The 17,283-nt window shown below is 69.8% G+C and carries 15 protein-coding genes; 3 read left to right on the forward strand and 12 right to left on the reverse strand.

All coding sequences use genetic code 11. From position 1 onward, the window contains the following. The 8 genes from LOKHON_RS00085 to xylA form a co-directional block, all read right to left on the reverse strand. A complete protein-coding gene (locus LOKHON_RS00085) occupies nucleotides 1-750 on the reverse strand; it encodes a DUF1028 domain-containing protein (RefSeq protein WP_017929868.1) in 750 nt (249 codons plus the stop codon). After that, nucleotides 751-2,535 carry a gamma-glutamyltransferase family protein gene (locus LOKHON_RS00090; protein WP_017929869.1) on the reverse strand — a complete coding sequence of 595 codons (1,785 nt, stop codon included), beginning with the start codon at nucleotides 2,533-2,535 and terminating at the stop codon, nucleotides 751-753. A 21-nt stretch (nucleotides 2,536-2,556) separates the two neighbouring features. Further along, complete coding sequence (locus tag LOKHON_RS00095) at nucleotides 2,557-3,477, reverse strand: ABC transporter permease (protein ID WP_017929870.1); 921 nt, start codon at nucleotides 3,475-3,477, stop codon at nucleotides 2,557-2,559. Then, the gene (locus LOKHON_RS00100) at nucleotides 3,477-4,421 is read right to left on the reverse strand and encodes an ABC transporter permease (RefSeq protein ID WP_017929871.1); all 945 of its coding nucleotides are present in this window, start codon (nucleotides 4,419-4,421) and stop codon (nucleotides 3,477-3,479) included. The genes LOKHON_RS00095 and LOKHON_RS00100 overlap by 1 nt, the downstream gene beginning before the upstream one ends. A gap of 67 nt (nucleotides 4,422-4,488) precedes the next feature. Beyond that, the gene (locus LOKHON_RS00105; RefSeq protein WP_017929872.1) at nucleotides 4,489-6,000 is read right to left on the reverse strand and encodes an ABC transporter substrate-binding protein; all 1,512 of its coding nucleotides are present in this window, start codon (nucleotides 5,998-6,000) and stop codon (nucleotides 4,489-4,491) included. A gap of 23 nt (nucleotides 6,001-6,023) precedes the next feature. Continuing rightward, nucleotides 6,024-7,154, reverse strand: a complete 1,131-nt coding sequence (locus LOKHON_RS00110) for an ABC transporter ATP-binding protein (RefSeq protein ID WP_017929873.1) — start codon at nucleotides 7,152-7,154, stop codon at nucleotides 6,024-6,026. Then, entirely contained in the window at nucleotides 7,151-8,137 is a 987-nt protein-coding gene (locus LOKHON_RS00115; RefSeq protein WP_017929874.1) for an ABC transporter ATP-binding protein, read from the reverse strand. The genes LOKHON_RS00110 and LOKHON_RS00115 overlap by 4 nt, the downstream gene beginning before the upstream one ends. 384 nt (nucleotides 8,138-8,521) lie before the next feature. After that, nucleotides 8,522-9,823, reverse strand: coding sequence for a xylose isomerase (xylA, locus tag LOKHON_RS00120; RefSeq protein ID WP_017929875.1), 1,302 nt, complete (start codon nucleotides 9,821-9,823; stop codon nucleotides 8,522-8,524). Between the two features lie 213 nt (nucleotides 9,824-10,036). On the opposite strand from xylA, the gene LOKHON_RS15510 reads away from it, so the two are divergent. Genes LOKHON_RS15510 through LOKHON_RS00130 form a run of 3 tightly spaced genes read left to right on the forward strand, consistent with a single transcriptional unit; the run spans nucleotide 10,037 to nucleotide 12,303 of the window. Continuing rightward, entirely contained in the window at nucleotides 10,037-10,195 is a 159-nt protein-coding gene (locus tag LOKHON_RS15510; protein WP_017929876.1) for a YqaE/Pmp3 family membrane protein, read from the forward strand. A 48-nt stretch (nucleotides 10,196-10,243) separates the two neighbouring features. Further along, nucleotides 10,244-10,951 carry a DUF2238 domain-containing protein gene (locus tag LOKHON_RS00125; protein WP_017929877.1) on the forward strand — a complete coding sequence of 236 codons (708 nt, stop codon included), beginning with the start codon at nucleotides 10,244-10,246 and terminating at the stop codon, nucleotides 10,949-10,951. Then, the gene (locus LOKHON_RS00130; RefSeq protein WP_017929878.1) at nucleotides 10,948-12,303 is read left to right on the forward strand and encodes an aldehyde dehydrogenase family protein; all 1,356 of its coding nucleotides are present in this window, start codon (nucleotides 10,948-10,950) and stop codon (nucleotides 12,301-12,303) included. The genes LOKHON_RS00125 and LOKHON_RS00130 overlap by 4 nt, the downstream gene beginning before the upstream one ends. Before the next feature lie 3 nt (nucleotides 12,304-12,306). Here the strand turns inward: LOKHON_RS00130 and LOKHON_RS00135 are convergent, their stop codons facing one another. From LOKHON_RS00135 to crtI, 4 genes are read right to left on the reverse strand one after another with little or no spacing between them, the layout of a single operon-like run. After that, nucleotides 12,307-13,425 (reverse strand): glycosyltransferase family 2 protein, encoded by a 1,119-nt coding sequence (locus LOKHON_RS00135; RefSeq protein ID WP_017929879.1) that lies wholly within the window; start codon nucleotides 13,423-13,425, stop codon nucleotides 12,307-12,309. After that, the gene (locus LOKHON_RS00140; RefSeq protein ID WP_017929880.1) at nucleotides 13,425-14,204 is read right to left on the reverse strand and encodes a lysophospholipid acyltransferase family protein; all 780 of its coding nucleotides are present in this window, start codon (nucleotides 14,202-14,204) and stop codon (nucleotides 13,425-13,427) included. The genes LOKHON_RS00135 and LOKHON_RS00140 overlap by 1 nt, the downstream gene beginning before the upstream one ends. Beyond that, nucleotides 14,188-15,723, reverse strand: a complete 1,536-nt coding sequence (locus LOKHON_RS00145; protein WP_017929881.1) for a phytoene desaturase family protein — start codon at nucleotides 15,721-15,723, stop codon at nucleotides 14,188-14,190. The genes LOKHON_RS00140 and LOKHON_RS00145 overlap by 17 nt, the downstream gene beginning before the upstream one ends. Continuing rightward, on the reverse strand, nucleotides 15,720-17,273 hold the full coding sequence (crtI, locus tag LOKHON_RS00150) for a phytoene desaturase family protein (RefSeq protein ID WP_017929882.1): 1,554 nt from the start codon (nucleotides 17,271-17,273) through the stop codon (nucleotides 15,720-15,722). The genes LOKHON_RS00145 and crtI overlap by 4 nt, the downstream gene beginning before the upstream one ends. Between the last annotated feature and the right edge of the window lie 10 nt (nucleotides 17,274-17,283).

A 17,283-nucleotide genomic window follows, 5' to 3' on the forward strand; every position in this document is an offset into this window, starting at 1 on the left:
TCAGGCCCCCGTTTCGGTCGCGCGCGAGCGCGAGACGCGCCCCTCACGGGCGCGCCGGGCCTCGGCCTCGGCGATGGCCCGGTCGATCGGCGCGCGGTCGGTCAGGCCCGAGAAATTCTCCGCCGTCGGCATCGCCCCCGCCACGTGCACATACCGCTCGTCGGCCACGTCGAGCAGGCGGCGCAGCTCGGCCAGCGGGTCGGCATCGTCATCCGCCCGCAGGTCGAGATAGGGGTAATCCTGCCCGCGATGGACGACCAGCCCGGCGGCCTGCCGCCCCCGCTTGTCGCCGCCAGCGGCCTCGCCCGCCTCCATCGCCGCCAGCAGACGTTCGGCCATCGGCCCGGACGCGCCGAGATAGGCGTCGAAGGTCGCGCGCACCACCTCTTCGCCCGCCAGCATGTTGCCCGCCACCGAATGGTGATCGCCCAGAAGATGCCCGGCCCAATCGACGCAATCGGCGCCGGTATGGGCGGCGAAACTGCCATCCGCGTCCATCATGTGGCACTGCCGGATCGCCCGGCCCGCGTCGCGCGATGCCAGATCGGCAAGCACCGCCTCGGCGCTCTCGCCCGCCGCCAGACGCGCGCGCCCCTCGACGCCCCAGACCGGGTTGACGAAGGCCTGCGTCGCCACGGCGCAGCGCGCGCCGACATAGGGCACGGCGGCCCCGGCGGCAAAGAAGCGCGAGGCGACGGCAACGCCGATCTCGCCCGTCTCTCGGTCATGCGCGATGATCGAATAGGTCATTCAGCGCCCCACCGCATAGGCCTGCATCAGCCGCGGCGTCGCCGCCGCGCGCAACAGCCCGTCGGGCTCGCGCAGCGCCGCCGTCAGGCGCCCGACGCTCCACGGCTCGGCCACCGTCACCGCGTGGCCACGCGCGCGCAGCGCCGCGATGGTGTCCTCGCCCACCGACGGCTCGATCATCATCTCGCCGGGCTTGGCCTCGCGCGGGTAGAACGAGCCCTGGAAATGCAGCGAATGGAACAGCGGCGCGTCCATGCCCTGCTGCAGGTCGAAGCCGTGATGCACGAAGCGCAGGAACCACACCAGCTGCCACTGGTCCTGCTGGTCGCCGCCGGGCGTGCCGAACACGATCGCCCGCCCGTCCTTTTCGGCAAGGCTCGGCGTCAGCGTCGTGCGCGGGCGCCGCCCCGGCGCCAGCGAGGTCGGCAGCCCCTCGTCGAGCCAGAACATCTGCGCGCGGGAATTGAGCGGAAAGCCGAGACCCGGGATGACCGGCGAGCTTTGCAGCCAGCCGCCCGACGGGGTGGCGGCGACCATGTTGCCCCATTTGTCGATCACGTCGAGATGCACGGTGTCGCCGCGCTTTTCCGACAGGTGCGCCATGGTCGGCTCCTGCGGCGCGGCGTCGGGGTTGCGGTCGAAATCGCGGCCCGCCCGCTCGATCGCGGCCTCGGCGAGATGCGCAAAGCCCTCGATCCGGCCCGGCCGCTGCTCGGTCGAGGCGCTCTCGCCGATCAGCTTCGCCCGCTCGGCGCCATATACGTCCGACAGCAGCACCTTCATCGGGATGTCCGACTGCGCCGGGTCGCCGTAATAGGCCTCGCGGTCGGCATAGGCGAGCTTCATCGCCTCGATCACCGCATGCACGAAGTCCGGCCCGTTCGGGTCCATCGCCGCGAGATCGACGTTCTTCAGGATCGACAGCGCCTGCAGCAGCACCGGCCCCTGCCCCCACGGCCCGGTCTTGTGCACCGTCCAGCCGTGGTAGTCGATCGACACCGGCGCCTCGTAGCTCGCGCGCCAGCCCGCCATGTCATCCTTGGTCAGAACGCCACGATTCTTGCGGCCCGAGACGTCATGCACCTCGGCGTCCTTCAGATACTCCTCCACCGCCTCGGCCACGAACCCCTCGGCCCACATCGCGCGCGCCGCGTCGATCCGCGCCTCGCGGGTCGCGCCTTCGGCCTGCGCCAGCCGCTCGTAGGTGTCGGCAAGATCGGGGTTGCAAAACAGCTCATGCGCCTGCGGTGCCCGCCCCCCCGGCGCCCAGACCGCGGCGGAGGTCGGCCACTCGGTCTCGAAATACTCCACCAGCCCCTGCATCGTCGCCGCCACGCGCGGCAGCACCGGGTGGCCGTCGCGGGCGTAATCGATGGCCGGGCGCATCACGTCGGCGATCTCCATCGTGCCGTGATCGCGCAGCATCAGCATCCAGCCGTCGAAGGCGCCGGGAATGACCGTCGCCAGAAGCCCGGTGCCGGGGATGAGATCGAGCCCCTGCGCCTTGTAATGCTCGATGGTGGCGGCGGCGGGCGCCGGACCCTGCGCGCAGACCACCTCGACCTTACCGGTTTCGGCGGAGCGGAAGATGACCGGCAGATCGCCCGCCGGGCCGTTGAGATGCGGCTCCACCACCTGCAGCACGAGGCCCGTGGCCACGGCGGCGTCGAAGGCGTTGCCGCCGCGTTCGAGAATGCCCATGCCGGTGGCGGAGGCGATCCAGTGGGTCGAGGCGACGGTGCCGAAGGTGCCGCGGATCTCGGGGCGGGTGGTAAAGCCGGTCATATGCAACTCTCGTTCAGAAGATCAGTGTTCGCGCGGGTCGAGCGCATCGCGCAGCCCGTCGCCCAGCAGGTTGAAGCCCAGCACCACGAGAAAGATCGCGATCCCCGGCCACATCGCCATCCACGGCGCCTGCGCGAGGAAATTCTTCGCGGTGTTGAGCATCGAGCCCCAGGAGGGCGCGGGCGGCTGCTGGCCGAGGCCGAGAAAGGACAGCGAGGCTTCGGCGATGATCGCGGTGGCGATGGTCAGCGTCGCCTGCACCAGAACCGGCGGCAGGATGTTGGGAAAGATGTAGCGGCTCAGGATCTTCGGCGTCGACAGCCCGATGGCGCGGGCGCCGTCGACGTAATCCTCGGCCTTGACCGAAATCACCTGGCCGCGCGTCAGCCGCACGAAGATCGGCGTGGCCGACAGGCCGATGGCGATCATCGCGTTCGACAATGACGGCCCCAGGAACGCCGCCAGCGCGATGGCGAGGATCAGGAACGGCACCGCCAGAAGCGCCTCGGTGCAGCGCGAGATGACGCCGTCGGTCCACCCGCCGAAATAGCCCGCCAGAATGCCCAATGGCACGCCGAACGCCACCGCGATGCCGACCGACACCACGCCGGCCATCAGCGAGGCCTGCGCCCCCCAGACCAGCCGGGCCAGCACGTCGCGCCCGATCTCGTCGGTGCCGAGCCAATGCGCCGCCGAGGGCGCCTTGCGCACCGCGCCCCAATCGGTCGCGACCGGGTCGGGGATCGGCAGGATCGGCGCAAGCACCGCCATGGCGACGAAGAACCCGACGAGGATCCCGCCCAGCATCGCCGATCTGTGGGCGCGGAATTTCTTCCAGACCCGGTTTTCGGGGCGCGCGGCGAGCACCGGGTCGTCGGCGGCGACGGCCTGCGGATCGATCGTCGCGGGGGTCGCGGGCTGCGCGGTCGCGGGCTGGGCCATCATTGCTTCCTCAGGCGCGGATTCAGGATGAAATAGGCGGCGTCGGCAAGGATGTTCATGACGATGAAGCCCACCGCCGTGACCAGAACGATGCCTTGGACCACCGCGTAGTCGCGGTTGAACACCGCATCGACCACCAGCTTGCCGAAGCCGGGAATGGTGAAGATCTGCTCGGTCAGCACCGCGCCTGCGATCAGCTCGCCGAACAGCAGCGCCGTCAGCGTCACGATCGGGGTGAGCGCGTTGCGAAACGCGTGCTTCAGGATCACCCGGCGTTCCACGAGCCCCTTGGCCCGCGCGGTGCGCACGTAGTCGGATTTCAGCACGCCGAGCATGGCCGAGCGGGTGTGGCGCATCAGCGTCGCCGCCAGCGCCGTGCCCAGCACGAAGGCGGGCATCAGCATGGTCTTGATCGACAGCCACAGATCCTCGCCCGGCGGCACATAGCCCGAGGCGGGCAGGATCTGCCAGTTCACCGCGACCAGAAGGATCAGCATGATGCCGAGCCAGAAATTCGGGATCGACAGCCCCGACAGCGCCACGACATTGGCGACGTAATCGGTGATCGTGCCCTTCTTGACCGCCGACAGGATGCCCGCGGGCACGCCGATCACCACGGCGAAGATCAGCGCCATGACCGCAAGCTGGATCGTCACCGGCAGCTTCTGCCCGATCAGCTCGGTCACCGGCTGATTGGTGCGCAGCGACATCCCCAGATCGCCGGTGGCGACGCCCTTGATCCATGTCAGGTACTGCACCGGGACCGGGTCGTTGAGCCGGTATTTCTCGCGCAGGTATTCGATCACCTCCGGGTCGCGTTCCTCGCCGGCCATGGCCAGCACCGGATCGCCCGGCAGCAGCTTTTGCAGGCCGAACACGAAGATCGAGATCAGGATGACGGTGGGCAGCGCGATCACCGCGCGGCGCATGAGGAAACTCAGCATCGGATCGTCCCGTGGGGAGGGTGGGGCCGCGCCGCCCGTCTGACGGGGGCGGCGCGGCGGGGTCGGATCACTCGGATTTGGTCACGCCGGCAAGGCGCAGCATGCCGTCCGGGTAGGGCGTGAAACCGGTGATGTCGTCAGCCATCGCCCAGATCCAGGTGTCGTGGTAGATGTAGACCAGCGGCGCCTCTTCGTTCAGGATCTTGCGCGCGGCGTCGTAGCCTTCCTTGCGCGCGGCGATGTCCGAGCTGGTGCGCGCCGCGTCGAGCGCCGCGTCCACCTCCGGGTGCGAGAACCCGGAATCGTTGATGCCGCCCTCGGTGGTCACGAACTGGTGGATGTTGCCGTCCGGGTCGACCCGGCCCGACCATCCGACCTGGCTTGCGACATAGGCGCCCGCCGACTGGTCGGCCAGCATGGTCGCGAACTCCTTGGCGTTGAGCGTGATGTCGATCCCGGCCTCGGCGGCCATCGACTGCACCACCTGCATCAGCTGCATCGACACCGGCCGGTTGGGCACCTGCACCTCGAGCGCGATGCCGTCGGGATAGCCCGCCTCGGCGAGCAGCGCCTTGGCCGCCTCGATGTCGCGCTCGGGCATCGGCACGGCGCTGTCATACCACGGCGAATTGGGCGGGAAGGGCTGGTTGCCGGCGGCCGAGGCGCCCTCGAACACCACCTGGTTGATCGCGTTGCGGTCGAGCGTCAGCTCGAAGGCGCGGCGCAGCCGGGCATCGGTGCCCCACGGGTTGTCGGCGGCCTCGCCATTGCCGACATTGAAGGTCACGCCCTGGTAGCCGAGCGAGATCGCCTGCGCGACCTCGATCTCCGGGTCCGCCTCGATCCGCGCCAGATCCGTCGCGGCCAGCCGGTTGATCATGTCGACATCGCCCGATTGCAGGTTCGCCAGACGCACGGTGTCGTCGGGGATCGGCAGGAAGGTGACGGTGTCGAAGCCATAGGCGTCGGCGTCGTAGTGATCGGCGAATTTCGACAGCACGATCCGGTCCTGCGAGATCCGCTCCTCGAACTTGTAGGGGCCCGAGCAGACCGGCATGAGCCCGAAATCCGCGCCCGCTTCGGCGGCGGCGGTGGGCGAGACCATCATGCCCGCGCGGTCGGCGAACTGCGCCAGCAGCGTCGCGTCCGGCTGCCCGAGATCGATGCGGATCTCGTGGCTTCCCAGCACCTCGGTGCCGATGATCGAGGCGACCTCGGATTTGCGGCGGCTCTCCTCCATGGTCTGCGAGCGTTCGATGTTGGCGGCCACGGCCTCGGCGTCGAAGGGCGTGCCGTCATGGAACACCGCGTCCTCGCGCAGCTGCATGGTCAGCTGGGTGCCCGCCTCGTTCCAGCTCCAGCCGGTGGCGAGCTGCGGGATGATCTCCAGATCGGGGGTGATGTCGACCAGCTTGTCGCACAGCGAGGTGTAGACGATCCGCCCCACGAAGGTGCGCGACTGGTCGGGGTCGAGAATGTCGGGATCGCTTTCGAGCGCAAAGCGGAAATCGGCGGCCTGCGCCGAAAGCGCCGTGGCGCTCAAAAGCGCGGCGAGCAGCGTGGTCTTGCGGAAAGTCATGCGGTTGTACCTCTGTCTGTCGGTCAGGATGATGCCCCGGCGTTGGCCGCCGTTCCGGGTCTTTTGGCCTGGTCTTGCGTGGCCCGATCGCGCGTGGCCGCCTCATAGAGCGCGAAGCGTCTTTGCGCGCCCGCGCTGCGCCCGGCGGCGGGGGTGAGGCCCGCCGCCGGACGCCTGTCGCCGATCTCCTGCCAGTGATGGCAGGCGACATGGCTTTCGGGGCCCGCCGCGCGCAGATCCGGCGCGGTCGTCGCGCAATCTTCGCGCGCGAAGGGGCAACGTGTGTGAAACCGGCAGCCCGATGGCGGGTTGGCCGGGCTCGGCGTCTCGCCGTTCAGCGCCAGCCGCGCCTTCTGCCCGCCATGCGCGGGCTCGGGGATCGCCGAGAGAAGCGCCATGGTGTAGGGGTGGCGCGGATTGGCAAAGATCTCGTCGGTCGGGCCGCTTTCGACCACCTGTCCCAGATACATCACCGCGACCCGGTCGCTCATGTGGCGGATCACCGCGAGGTCATGGGCGATGATCACCAGCGTCATGTCGAACTCTTCGCGCAGGTCGTGCAGCAGGTTCACCACCTGCGCCTGCACGCTGACATCGAGCGCCGAGACCGGCTCGTCGCCGATCACCAGCCGCGGGTTCGACGCCAGCGCGCGGGCGATGCCGATGCGCTGGCGCTGGCCGCCGGAAAACTCGTGCGGGTAGCGGTCGGCGTGCTCGGGGCGCAGCCCCACCTTGCGCAGCAGCCGCGCCACCTCCTGCCGGCGCTGCGCGCGGCTCAGCTCGGGGCGATGCGTCTCGATCGGCTCGCCCACCAGCTTGCCGACGCTCATGCGCGGGTTGAGCGAGGAAAACGGGTCTTGGAACACGAACTGCATGTCGCGGCGAAGCTCGCGCAGATCGCGGCCCCGGATGGCCGCGATGTCGCGCCCCTCGAACTCGATCTCGCCCTCGGTCGGCTCGAGCAGCCGCATCAGGAGCCGCGCGAGCGTGGATTTGCCGCAGCCCGATTCCCCGACGATGGCGAAGGTTTCGCCGCGCTTCACCTCGATCGACACGCCGTCGACGGCGCGCACCACCGGGCCCGCGCGCATCAGCCCGCCGCCGAGCTGGAAATGTTTCTTCAGCCCGCGGGCCGCGAGGATCGTGTCGCTCATGCGCTGCGCTCCAATGTCCGGTCGAGCGGGGCGAAATGGCAGGCGACGCGGTGGCCCGGCCCCTGCTGTGCCAGATCGGGGCGCGTCGCACAGACCGGTGCCGCGAACGGGCAGCGCGACGAGAACCGGCAGCCTTCGGGCATCTGCCCGATCCCCGGCACCGATCCGGGCACCGTCGACAGCCTGCGCCGCGGCCCGGTCAGCGACGGCACCGACGCCATCAGCCCGATGGTATAGGGGTGCTGCGGGTCCTCGAAGATCGCCTTGGCGGGGCCGTATTCGACCACCTGCCCCGCATACATCACCGCCACGTCGGTCGCGATCTCGGCCACCACGCCGAGGTCATGGGTGATCATGATCGTCCCCATCCCGGTTTCGGCCTGCAATTCGGCGATCAGGTCGAGGATCTGCGCCTGCACCGTGACGTCGAGCGCGGTGGTCGGCTCGTCGGCGATCAAAAGCTCGGGGTCGTTGGCCAGCGCCATGGCGATCATCACCCGCTGGCGCATGCCGCCCGACAGCTGGTGCGGGTATTCGTCCATGCGCTGCTCGGGGGCCGGGATGCCGACCCGGCGCAGCATGTCGCAGGCCCGCGCCCGCGCCGCCGCCCGGCCGCAGCGGCGGTGCCGCTCGACCGCCTCGGCGATCTGGTCGCCGATCCGGAAGGCGGGGTTCAATGAGGTCATCGGCTCCTGGAAGATCATCGCCATCCGGTCGCCGCGCATCGCCGCGATCCGGGCGTGGTCGTCGGGGGCGAGGCGTTCGCCGGCAAAGCGGATCTCGCCCGCGCCAAAGCGCACCGCGTCCTTGGGCAACAGCCCCATCAGCGCCAGCGCGGTGACGCTCTTGCCGCAGCCGCTTTCGCCGACGATGCACAGCGTTTCGTTGCGGCCGACGCGAAACGACACGTCCTGCACCACGTCCTGCCCCTGTCCGCGAAACCGGAACCGCAGGTTGTCCACCTCCAGAAGCGGCTGATCCATCTGCGTCTGCCTCCTGCTTGATGGCACGAGGTGCCGCCGCGATCCTGCCTGCGAACCTATCCGCAAACCAATGCCGAATTGGTGGCAAATCCACGTGGATTTCGCAAGCCCGTAATTTCGGAAACTGCGGCAAGGCGGCACGATGCGGATGATTGCGCCGGATTTCGGATTGGATGCCAATTGGTTCGGCGTTGTTTGACCTTTCGGAAGCGGCGCGCGCCTGCCGCCATCGGTCCAGCCCCGCCACGGGCCCCGGTTTCGACAGCGCCGCCGGGCGGCGGCGCTGTCCATCACGCCTTGGTTTTGCTTCGCAGGCCACGCTTGGCCCCGCAGGCCATTTTCGACCCCGCAGGTCGCGTTCGGTCTCGCAGGCCGCGGTCGGCCCTAGAGGTTGCGGTTCACGAGGTTTTCGAGCCGCTCCTGCCGTCCCGAGCGGGGCGCGGGGTTCACGCCCTCGGCCTCGACCCGCGCCGCGATTTCCTCGAAACCGCCCGCCAGCATGGCTTGGGCCGCCTCGCTGTCCCAGCCCGCGTAGCGCGCCGTCCGCGCCTCTTCGAGCTTGCCGTCCTCCAGCATCCGCGCCGCCGCCTTGAAGCCTGCCGCGCAAGCATCCATGCCGCCGACATGGGCGAGGATCAGGTCTTCGGGGTCCAGCGACTGGCGCCTGAGCTTGGCGTCGAAATTGGTGCCGCCGGTGGTGAACCCGCCCGCGCGCAGCACCTCGTAATAGGCGAGCGCCATTTCCGGCACGTTGTTGGGGAACTGGTCGGTGTCCCAGCCCGACTGGTAGTCGTTGCGGTTCATGTCGATGGAGCCGAAGATGCCAAGCTCGCGCGCCAGCGCCAGCTCGTGTTCGAAGCTGTGCCCGGCGAGGATCGCGTGGCCCTGCTCGATATTGACCTTCACGTCCTTCTCCAGGCCGAAATCCTTGAGGAAGCCGTACACCGTGGCGACGTCGTAGTCGTATTGGTGCTTGGTCGGCTCCTGCGGCTTGGGCTCGATCAGGATGGTGCCGTCAAAGCCGATCTTGCGGGCGTATTCGACCGCCTGGGCCAGGAACCGCCCGGCCTGCTGGCGCTCGCGGCCCATATCGGTGTTGAGAAGCGTCTCGTAGCCCTCGCGCCCGCCCCAGAGCACGTAATTCTCGCCGCCGAGCTGGTGGGTGGCGTCGATGCAGGTCTTTACCGTGGCGGCGGCGAAGGCATAGACGTCCGGGTCGGGGTTGGTCGCGGCGCCCGACATGTAGCGGCGATGCGAAAACAGGTTGGCCGTGCCCCACAGAAGCTTGGTGCCCGTCGTCTCCATCTTGTTCTGCAAGTAATCGGTGATCTCGCGCAGGTTGCGGGTGTTCTCGGCGAAATCCGCGCCTTCGGGCCGCGCGTCGACATCGTGGAAGCAGAAATACGGGGTGCCGAGGATCCCGAACATCTCGAACGCCACGTCGGCCTTGAGCCTGGCCTTCTCCATGCCGTCGCCGAACCATGGCCGCTCGAAGGTCTGCCCGCCGAACGGATCGCCGCCCTCCCATGCAAAGCTGTGCCAATAGGCCACCGAAAAGCGCAGGTGATCGCGCATCGGCTTGCCCAAGACGACCTCGTCGGGGTCGTAATGGCGAAAGGCGAACTCGTTGCCGCTTTGCGGTCCCTCGTGGCGGATCGCCGGGATATCCTTGAAGAAATCGCTCATCCTGTCCTCGCTCTGTCTGGCGGCGGGCGGCCATGGGCCCGCATCGCGCCGACGCTACGCCGCCGCGGTGCCGCGCGCAAAGGGGGCTGCGCGGAACCATGGCGCGCGCCCCGCATTGGCCCTGCAACCGGCGCATCGGCGCCACCCGACACGACATCGGCGCAGCCGCGTCACCGACACGAGACCGGCGCGCCCGCGCCGCAAGGAGCCGTCATGGACATCATCCGCATCATCATCGCCTTCCTGCTGCCGCCGCTCGGCGTGTTCCTGCAAGAGGGACTGGGCAAGCATTTCTGGATCAACGTGATCCTGACGCTGCTGGGCTACATCCCCGGCATCATCCACGCGCTCTACATCATCATCAAGCGCTGAGCCGGAGCGCCGCACCCGCCGAAAAGAGCCCATGCCCGAGACCACGACATGATCCATGCCAGCCTCTGGCCCAGCCCCGCCCTGCCGCGCCTTCTGCGCGCGCTCGCCTGGGGCGGCGCGGCCTTGATCGCGGCGGCGGGGGCGCTGACCGGACAGGGGCTTTTGACGCTCGGCGCGGGCGGCGCGATGGCGCTGGCGGCGCTGCTGCCGCTTTACACGTGGCTTTCGGGGATCGAGATGCCGCGCGGGCTGGCCACCGGGGTGCTGGTGTTCTGCCTTGCCGCCTTCGTGCTGGGCGAGGCGGGCGGCTTCTACCGCGACGTGCCCGCATGGGATGCGGGGCTGCATTTCGTCGCCTCGGCGGTGCTGGCGATCGCGGGCGTGGCGCTGGCGCTCTTGCCCACGGCGGGCGCGCCGCCGCGCACCGCGTTTTGGGTGCTGGGCACGCTCGGCGTCGGGCTCGCGGCGCTGGTCGGCGGCGCGTGGGAATTGTTAGAATTCACCATCGACGCGCTCTTTGGCACCAATGCGCAGCGCTCGGGCCTGCCCGACACGATGGGCGACGTGGCGGTCAACCTCGCGGGTGCGACCTATGGCGCGCTCGCCGCCCGCGCCCGGCTGCGCCACGGCGCGCGCTGGCCGCTTTCGGGTCTGCTGGTCGATCTGTGCGCGCGCAACCCGGTGATCTATGGCGGCTGGACGGGGCGGTGCTTTCCGGCCCACAAGACGGAGATCATCCCGCAGGAGAGGCCATGACCCCGCTCGACGACGCGCTGACCGCCCTGAGCGGCCCCGAAACGCCGCCCTCGCGCGCCGAACGCGCCGCCCACTTGGCCGCACTCATGCGCGAAACCCGCGCCCATGCCGACGCGGCGGTCGCCGCCATCGACGCCGATTTCGGCGGCCGCCCCGGCCCCGAGACGCTGCTCACCGAGGTCGCGATGGTGGTCGGTGCCACCCAGCACGCGCGCCGCCACCTGCGCCGCTGGATGCGGCCCGAACGGGTCGTGCTGCCGCCGCACACATGGCCCTCCACCGCCCGCGTCGAGCGGGTGCCCTTGGGCACCGTCGGCATCCTTGGCCCTTGGAACTATCCGCTGCAACTGGCGCTGGTGCCGCTCGCCGCAGCACTTGCGGGCGGCAACCGCGCGATCCTGCACCCGTCCGAGCACACGCCCCGCACCGCCGAGCTGATCGCCCGCATCGTCGAGCGCGCCGTCCCCGACCGCGCCCGCTGCGTCAATGGCGGCGCCGATGTCGCGCAGGCCATCGCCGCCGCGCCGCTCGACGGGCTGTTCTTCACCGGCTCGACCGGCACGGGCCGCCACGTGATGCGCGCCGCATCCGAAAACCTCGTGCCGGTGACGCTGGAGCTGGGCGGCAAATCCCCGGCGCTGATCCGCGCCGACGCCGATCTCGACGCCGCCGCCGCCTCGATCATGGCGGGGAAACTTCTGAACGCGGGCCAGACCTGCGTGGCGCCCGATTACGTGCTGGTGCCGCGCGACCGGCTCGACGATCTGGTGGCGGCGCTGCGCCGCGCCACCCGCGCGCTCTACCCCGATCCCGACGGGCCGGATTACGCCGCCATCGCCCGCCCCGCCGACCGCGACCGGCTCGCCGCGCTGACGGCAGACGCCCATGCCGTGCCGCTGATGGACACCCCGCCCAGACCGCCGCGCATGGGCGCCGTGGCCCTGATCGATCCCGGCCCCGACCACCCGGCGATGCGGGACGAGATCTTCGGCCCGGTGCTGCCGGTGATCCCCTATGACGACCCCGCGCAGGCGCGCGGGTTCATCAACGCCCGCCCCTGCCCGCTCGCGCTCTATGTCTATGGCCGCGACACGGCGGCGGCGCGCGACGAGGCGCGGGCGATCCCCTCTGGCGGCGCCGTCATCAACGAAGCGGTGATCCATGTCGGCATTCACCAGCTGCCCTTCGGCGGCGCCGGGGCCTCCGGCATGGGCGCCTATCACGGCCAAGAGGGGTTTCGCGCCTTCACCCGCCCGCGGTCGATCATGGTCGCGCGCCGCTCGCTGGCCCGGCTGGTCCGCCCGCCCTACGGCAAGACGGTCGATCGCATCACCCGCGCGCTGATCGGCTGAGCTTCAGCCGATGCCGTAATCGCGCCCGCGCCAGACCGCGCGCCGCCCGCGGCCCGCGTTCCACAGCGCCGCGAACTGGATCGCCAGCACCACCATGACGCCCAAGGGGTGCGCGGCGACCGACAGCCATGATTGCCGCAGCCGAACCGCCATCGCCATTCGCGCGCCAAGCACCATGGCACAGGCCAGCGCCGACAGCGCCACGGGCCACGCCGCCCCGGCGACCAGCCCGGCGATCAGCGTCAGAAACGGCAGCACGTGCCCGCCGAACAGCAGAATCGTCCAGACCGGCAGCGCCCGCTTCGTCGCCATCCCCTCGGTCGCGTTCTTGGAAAACCCGTCCCAGATCTGGCGCGGCGTGGCGTACATCCGGCAGGTCGCCACCGGCGTCGCGTCGCACAGATCCGTGCGCCCGCCCGTGCCCCGCACCCGGCGCGGCAACTCCAACCCGTCATGCATCCGGCCCGCAAAGGCCGCGTGCCCGCCCGCCGCCGTATAGGCGTCGCGCCGCACCGCCATCAGCTGGCCGCAGCCCGCGCCAAAGGCCGGGTCGGGCCGGGCGCGGGCCATCGGCAGCGGCAGGTATCCCAGCAGCGTGGTGAAGATCTGCGGGATCACGATCTTCTCGGCCCATGTCGGTGTGCGCTGCCCCGGAAACCCGCTCAGAAGATCGAGCCCGCGCCGCGTCATCTCCCCCGACAGCCGGGTCGCCGCGTCGGGCGCAAGCCGCACATCCGCATCGACGAAAAGCATCACCGGGTGCCGGGCATGGCGCGACACCTGCCAGCAGGCATGGGTCTTGCCGATCCAGCCCTCAGGCAGCGCCGCCCCCCGCACCAGCCGCAGCCGCGCGTCCGATTCCGCCCGCGCGGCCACGATGGCGTCGGTCCCGTCGGTCGAGCCGTCATCGAGCACGACGACCTCCAGCTCGACCCCGCGCTGACCGAGCGCGGCGTCCAGCGCCGCGCCGATATTGCCCGCCTCGTCGCGCGCCGGGATCAGGATCGACACCGCGTCCCCCCCCGTCCCTTCGGGCGGGCGCAGCACCGACAGGTTCACCACGCACATCGCCGCGAACAGCGCCGCCAGCGCGAGACCGATGATCGACAGGATCAGCAGCATCATTTCTCCCCGTGATCGGGCACGAAACGCCGCCCCGACAGCATCGCCCGGCCCCGTTGCCAGAGCCCATACACCCCGCCGGTGCCGCGCGCCCCGCCGATCGCCGTCTCGAAGGCCGACGCCTCGCGCGCCATCGCCAGCGCCGCCAGCGCGTCGCAGTTTTCCGTCACCGCCGCCTCCAGCCGCGCCGCGAGATCGCGCGCGCCCTCCTGCGCCCCCGCCTCGATAGGCGCGCCGAACCGCAACAGCGCCTCGGGCCGTTTTTCCGACCAGAACGGGTATTCGAGCGCCAGCGGCAGCGCCACCAGATGCGGCGCCCGCGCCAGCAGATGCGCGGCCCCGGGCCGCAGCCCGATCGGGCGTTCGCGCGCATCCGCGAACCTGCCCTGCGCGGTGATCCAGAGCACCCGGTCGCTCCGTTCCACGAGCGACCCGGCGGTGCGCAGAAACCCGGCGGCCCCGCGCCGTCCCTCTTCGACGCCGAACAGCCCGATCCGCGCCATGAACGGGTACTTGTCGAGCATCGCCGCCTCGATCGGGCCGAACCCCTCGCGGCCCGGAAAGAGCTGCTCATGCAGCCCGATCATCACCGCCGGGTCCCACCATGACGGGTGGTTCGCCACGACCATCACCGGCCTGCCCTCCGGCAGATCCGGCAGGCCGGGCCGGGCGATGCGCACCGCCCGGAACTGCGCGGCCAGCTGGCGCCGCATCACGCCCGCGAAGAACCGCGCCATCGGCGCGGAGCGCCGCGCCTCGGGCTCACTCGGCGGCGACATCGGCCCCCGCGCCCTGCGTGGCCCCGCCCGCATCCTGGTCGAGCGTGTCGGCCGCGATCCAGCCCGACATCAGCGCCATCGGCATGCCCGGCCCCGGATGCGCCGACCCGCCGGCGAGATACAGCCCCTCGACCTGCCGCGACCGGTTGCCCGGCTTGAACGCGCCCATGACCTTGCCATGGCTCGCCAGCCCGTAGATCGCCCCGTCGAGCACGCGGTAGCGGTCATGGATGTCCTGCGGGGTCAGCGCGCGTTCGACCACGATCCGCTCCTCGATATCCTCCATCCCGGCGCAGCGCTTGAGCTTGTCGATGATCACGTCGCGATAGCCCGGGAACATCTCGCTCCAGTCGTGATGCGGGCGCAGATACGGCGTGTGGACAAGGACATAGAGCGCCTCGCCCCCCTCGGGCGCGACGCCGGGCTCGGTGCGCGCGGGTGCGGCGAGATAGGCGGTCGGATCGGGCGCGGGCTCGCCGCGGTCATAGATCGCACCGAACTCCTCCTCGGGGTCGCGCGAAAAGACGAAGTTGTGATGCGCCAGATGCTCGTACCGCTCGTTCAGGCCGAGATAGAGCACCACCCCCGAACAGGCCGCCTCGCGGCGGCGGCTCTTGGCGAACTCCACCGCCGGCTCGCCGCCGACCAGCTCGGCATAGGTGCGCACGCTGTCCATGTTCGACACCACCCGGTCGACCGCGACCCGTTCGCCCTCTTCGGTGACGATCGCCCGCGCCCGGCCCTGTTCCACCTCGATCCGGCTGACGCCGCAGCCGGTGCGGATCTCCACGCCAAGGCTTTCGGCCAGCCGCATCAGCGCCAGCGGCACGGCCCGCGTCCCGCCCATCGGGTACCACACGCCCTCGCCCTGCTGCATCTGCGCGATCCCGCACAGCACCGCCGGAGAGGCCAGCGGCGACGACCCCACATACTGGATGAAATGCTCCAGCATCTGGGCCACGCGCTTGTCCTTCACGTCGCGCTTGATCTGCCCGGCCACGGTGCGGTGCATCCGAAGCGCCAGCACGTCCGACAGGGTCGACAGCGACATGTTCGCCTTGAGATCCATCGTGTCGCGCAGATCCTCGACCGATTTCCAGAAGAAGAACTTGTCCGACACGTCCGACAGCCGCTTGGCCACCTGCATGAACCGCTCGAAGCCTTCGCGGTCGGCGGGCGACAGCCGCCCGATTTCCTCGGCGGCCTTCTTCGGGTCGTCGCGCAGGTCGAGCACAGCGCCATCCTCGTAGAAACAGCGCCATTGCGGATCGAGCCGGCGCAGGTCCAGCTCCGAATGCAGGTCGCGCCCGGCCTCGGAAAAGATCCGCTCCAGCACCCGCGGCATGGTCAGGATGGTCGGCCCCATGTCGAAGCGGAACCCCTGCTCCTCGAGCACCGCCGCCTTGCCGCCGAGCCAGTCGTTCTTTTCGAACAGCACCACCCGATGCCCGCGCGCGGCCAGCGTGCAAGCGGCGGCCAACCCGCCAAGCCCGCCCCCGATGATCCCCGTCTTCGTCATTCCGCAGCCTCCATCGGCAAAGTCGTCGTCAGTTCGCCCGCCCCCGGCAGGCCGATATCCCCGGCACAGAGCCGCGCGGCGATGCGCGCGCTCTCGAAGATCGTCGGCAGCCCCGATCCGGGATGCGTACCGCCCCCGGTGAGATACACCCCGTCGATATCCTCGAACCGGTTCCTCGGGCGGTAATGCAGCATCTGCCCGAGGTTATGCGCAAGGTTGAAGGTCGCGCCATTGTAGACGGCGAGCTTCGAGCGCCAGTCATCGGGCGTGTACATGATCTCGGTGCGGATCGCGGGGCGGATGTCGCGCCCCGCGAGTTTGGACACCCTGTCGAGGATCTTCTCGCGGTAGGCGGGCGCCAGCGCGGCCCAATCCTCGCCGCCCGTCAGGTTGCCCACCGGCGCCAGCACGTAGAGCGCCGAATGCCCCTCGGGGGCCAGTGTCGGATCGGTGCGGCTGGCGTTCTGCACGTAGATCGTCGGCTCCACCGGTGCCTTCCCGGCGTCGATCTCGGCGACGTTGCGCTGGTAATCGTTGGAAAAGGCGATGGTGTGATGCTGCATGTCGGGCAGGTCGCCCTCGACCCCGAGATAGAGCATGAAGGTCGAGCACGAATAGCTCTTGGACGCGATCCGCTTGTCGGTCCAGCGTTTGCGCGCCGCATCCGGCACCAGCGTCGTCATCGCATGGGCGAAATCGGCATTCATCACCACCGCGTCGGCGTCGTGCTCGCCCCTGGCCGTGACCGCGCCCACCGCGCGCCGCCCCTCGAGCTTGAGCCTTTCGACCGGCTCGGACAGGCGGATATCGACCCCCATCCGCCGCGCCACCCGCGCCATGGCGGCGGTGATGGCGTTGCAGCCGCCTCGCGGGTGCCAGACGCCGAAACCGTATTCGACATGCGCGATGATGGTGAACAGCGACGGGCATTTGAACGGCGACATGCCCAGATATTTCGACTGGAACGAGAAGGCGACGCGCACATCGGGGTTGCGAAACCAGCGATGCAGCTCGCCATCCACCGTCGCCCAGGGCCGGAATTTCGGCAGCGCCCGGATCATGTCGGGCTTCATCAGGTCGCCCAGGCCCTCGAAGGGGCGTTGCAGGATCGGGCGGAACGCCTCGAACTTGGCGCGGTTGGCCTCGAGATACCCGGCCACGTTCTTGGCGTCCTCGGCATCGATCTTCGCCACCTGCTCGGTCAGCCGCGCGACATCCGCCGTGGCGTCGATGGCCCGCCCGTCGTCGAATTGCAGCCGGTACATCGGGTCGAGCCGGATCAGGTCGACCTCGGCGTCGAAATCATAGCCGCAGGCGGCGAAGATCTCGCGCGGGATCTCGGGATAGAGAAAGAAGGTCGGGCCGATATCGAAGGTGAACCCGTCTTGCCGGATCGCGCCGGTGCGCCCGCCGGGCTGGTCCTCCTTTTCCAAAAGCGTCACCTCGGCGCCTGCCGCGCGCAGCAGCATCGCGGTCGCCAACCCGCCGGGGCCCGCGCCGATCACCAGAACCCGTTTCGGCGCGCCGCCGAAATTGCCCGTGCCGTCCATGCTCAGGCCT

Origin of the sequence: Limimaricola hongkongensis DSM 17492, assembly GCF_000600975.2 — a bacterium.
GTDB classification, from domain to species: domain Bacteria; phylum Pseudomonadota; class Alphaproteobacteria; order Rhodobacterales; family Rhodobacteraceae; genus Limimaricola; species Limimaricola hongkongensis.

Excerpts from the sequence above, each read along its gene's own strand:
- LOKHON_RS00100 (WP_017929871.1), bottom strand. The coding sequence starts at position 4,421 with ATGCTGAGTTTCCTCATGCGCCGCGCGGTGATCGCGCTGCCCACCGTC.
- crtI (WP_017929882.1), bottom strand. The coding sequence starts at position 17,273 with ATGGACGGCACGGGCAATTTCGGCGGCGCGCCGAAACGGGTTCTGGTG.
- LOKHON_RS00105 (WP_017929872.1), bottom strand. The coding sequence starts at position 6,000 with ATGACTTTCCGCAAGACCACGCTGCTCGCCGCGCTTTTGAGCGCCACG.
- LOKHON_RS00095 (WP_017929870.1), bottom strand. The coding sequence starts at position 3,477 with ATGGCCCAGCCCGCGACCGCGCAGCCCGCGACCCCCGCGACGATCGAT.
- LOKHON_RS15510 (WP_017929876.1), top strand. The coding sequence starts at position 10,037 with ATGGACATCATCCGCATCATCATCGCCTTCCTGCTGCCGCCGCTCGGC.
- LOKHON_RS00130 (WP_017929878.1), top strand. The coding sequence starts at position 10,948 with ATGACCCCGCTCGACGACGCGCTGACCGCCCTGAGCGGCCCCGAAACG.
- xylA (WP_017929875.1), bottom strand. The coding sequence starts at position 9,823 with ATGAGCGATTTCTTCAAGGATATCCCGGCGATCCGCCACGAGGGACCG.
- LOKHON_RS00125 (WP_017929877.1), top strand. The coding sequence starts at position 10,244 with ATGATCCATGCCAGCCTCTGGCCCAGCCCCGCCCTGCCGCGCCTTCTG.
- LOKHON_RS00145 (WP_017929881.1), bottom strand. The coding sequence starts at position 15,723 with ATGACGAAGACGGGGATCATCGGGGGCGGGCTTGGCGGGTTGGCCGCC.
- LOKHON_RS00135 (WP_017929879.1), bottom strand. The coding sequence starts at position 13,425 with ATGCTGCTGATCCTGTCGATCATCGGTCTCGCGCTGGCGGCGCTGTTC.
- LOKHON_RS00140 (WP_017929880.1), bottom strand. The coding sequence starts at position 14,204 with ATGTCGCCGCCGAGTGAGCCCGAGGCGCGGCGCTCCGCGCCGATGGCG.
- LOKHON_RS00110 (WP_017929873.1), bottom strand. The coding sequence starts at position 7,154 with ATGAGCGACACGATCCTCGCGGCCCGCGGGCTGAAGAAACATTTCCAG.
- LOKHON_RS00115 (WP_017929874.1), bottom strand. The coding sequence starts at position 8,137 with ATGGATCAGCCGCTTCTGGAGGTGGACAACCTGCGGTTCCGGTTTCGC.
- LOKHON_RS00090 (WP_017929869.1), bottom strand. The coding sequence starts at position 2,535 with ATGACCGGCTTTACCACCCGCCCCGAGATCCGCGGCACCTTCGGCACC.
- LOKHON_RS00085 (WP_017929868.1), bottom strand. The coding sequence starts at position 750 with ATGACCTATTCGATCATCGCGCATGACCGAGAGACGGGCGAGATCGGC.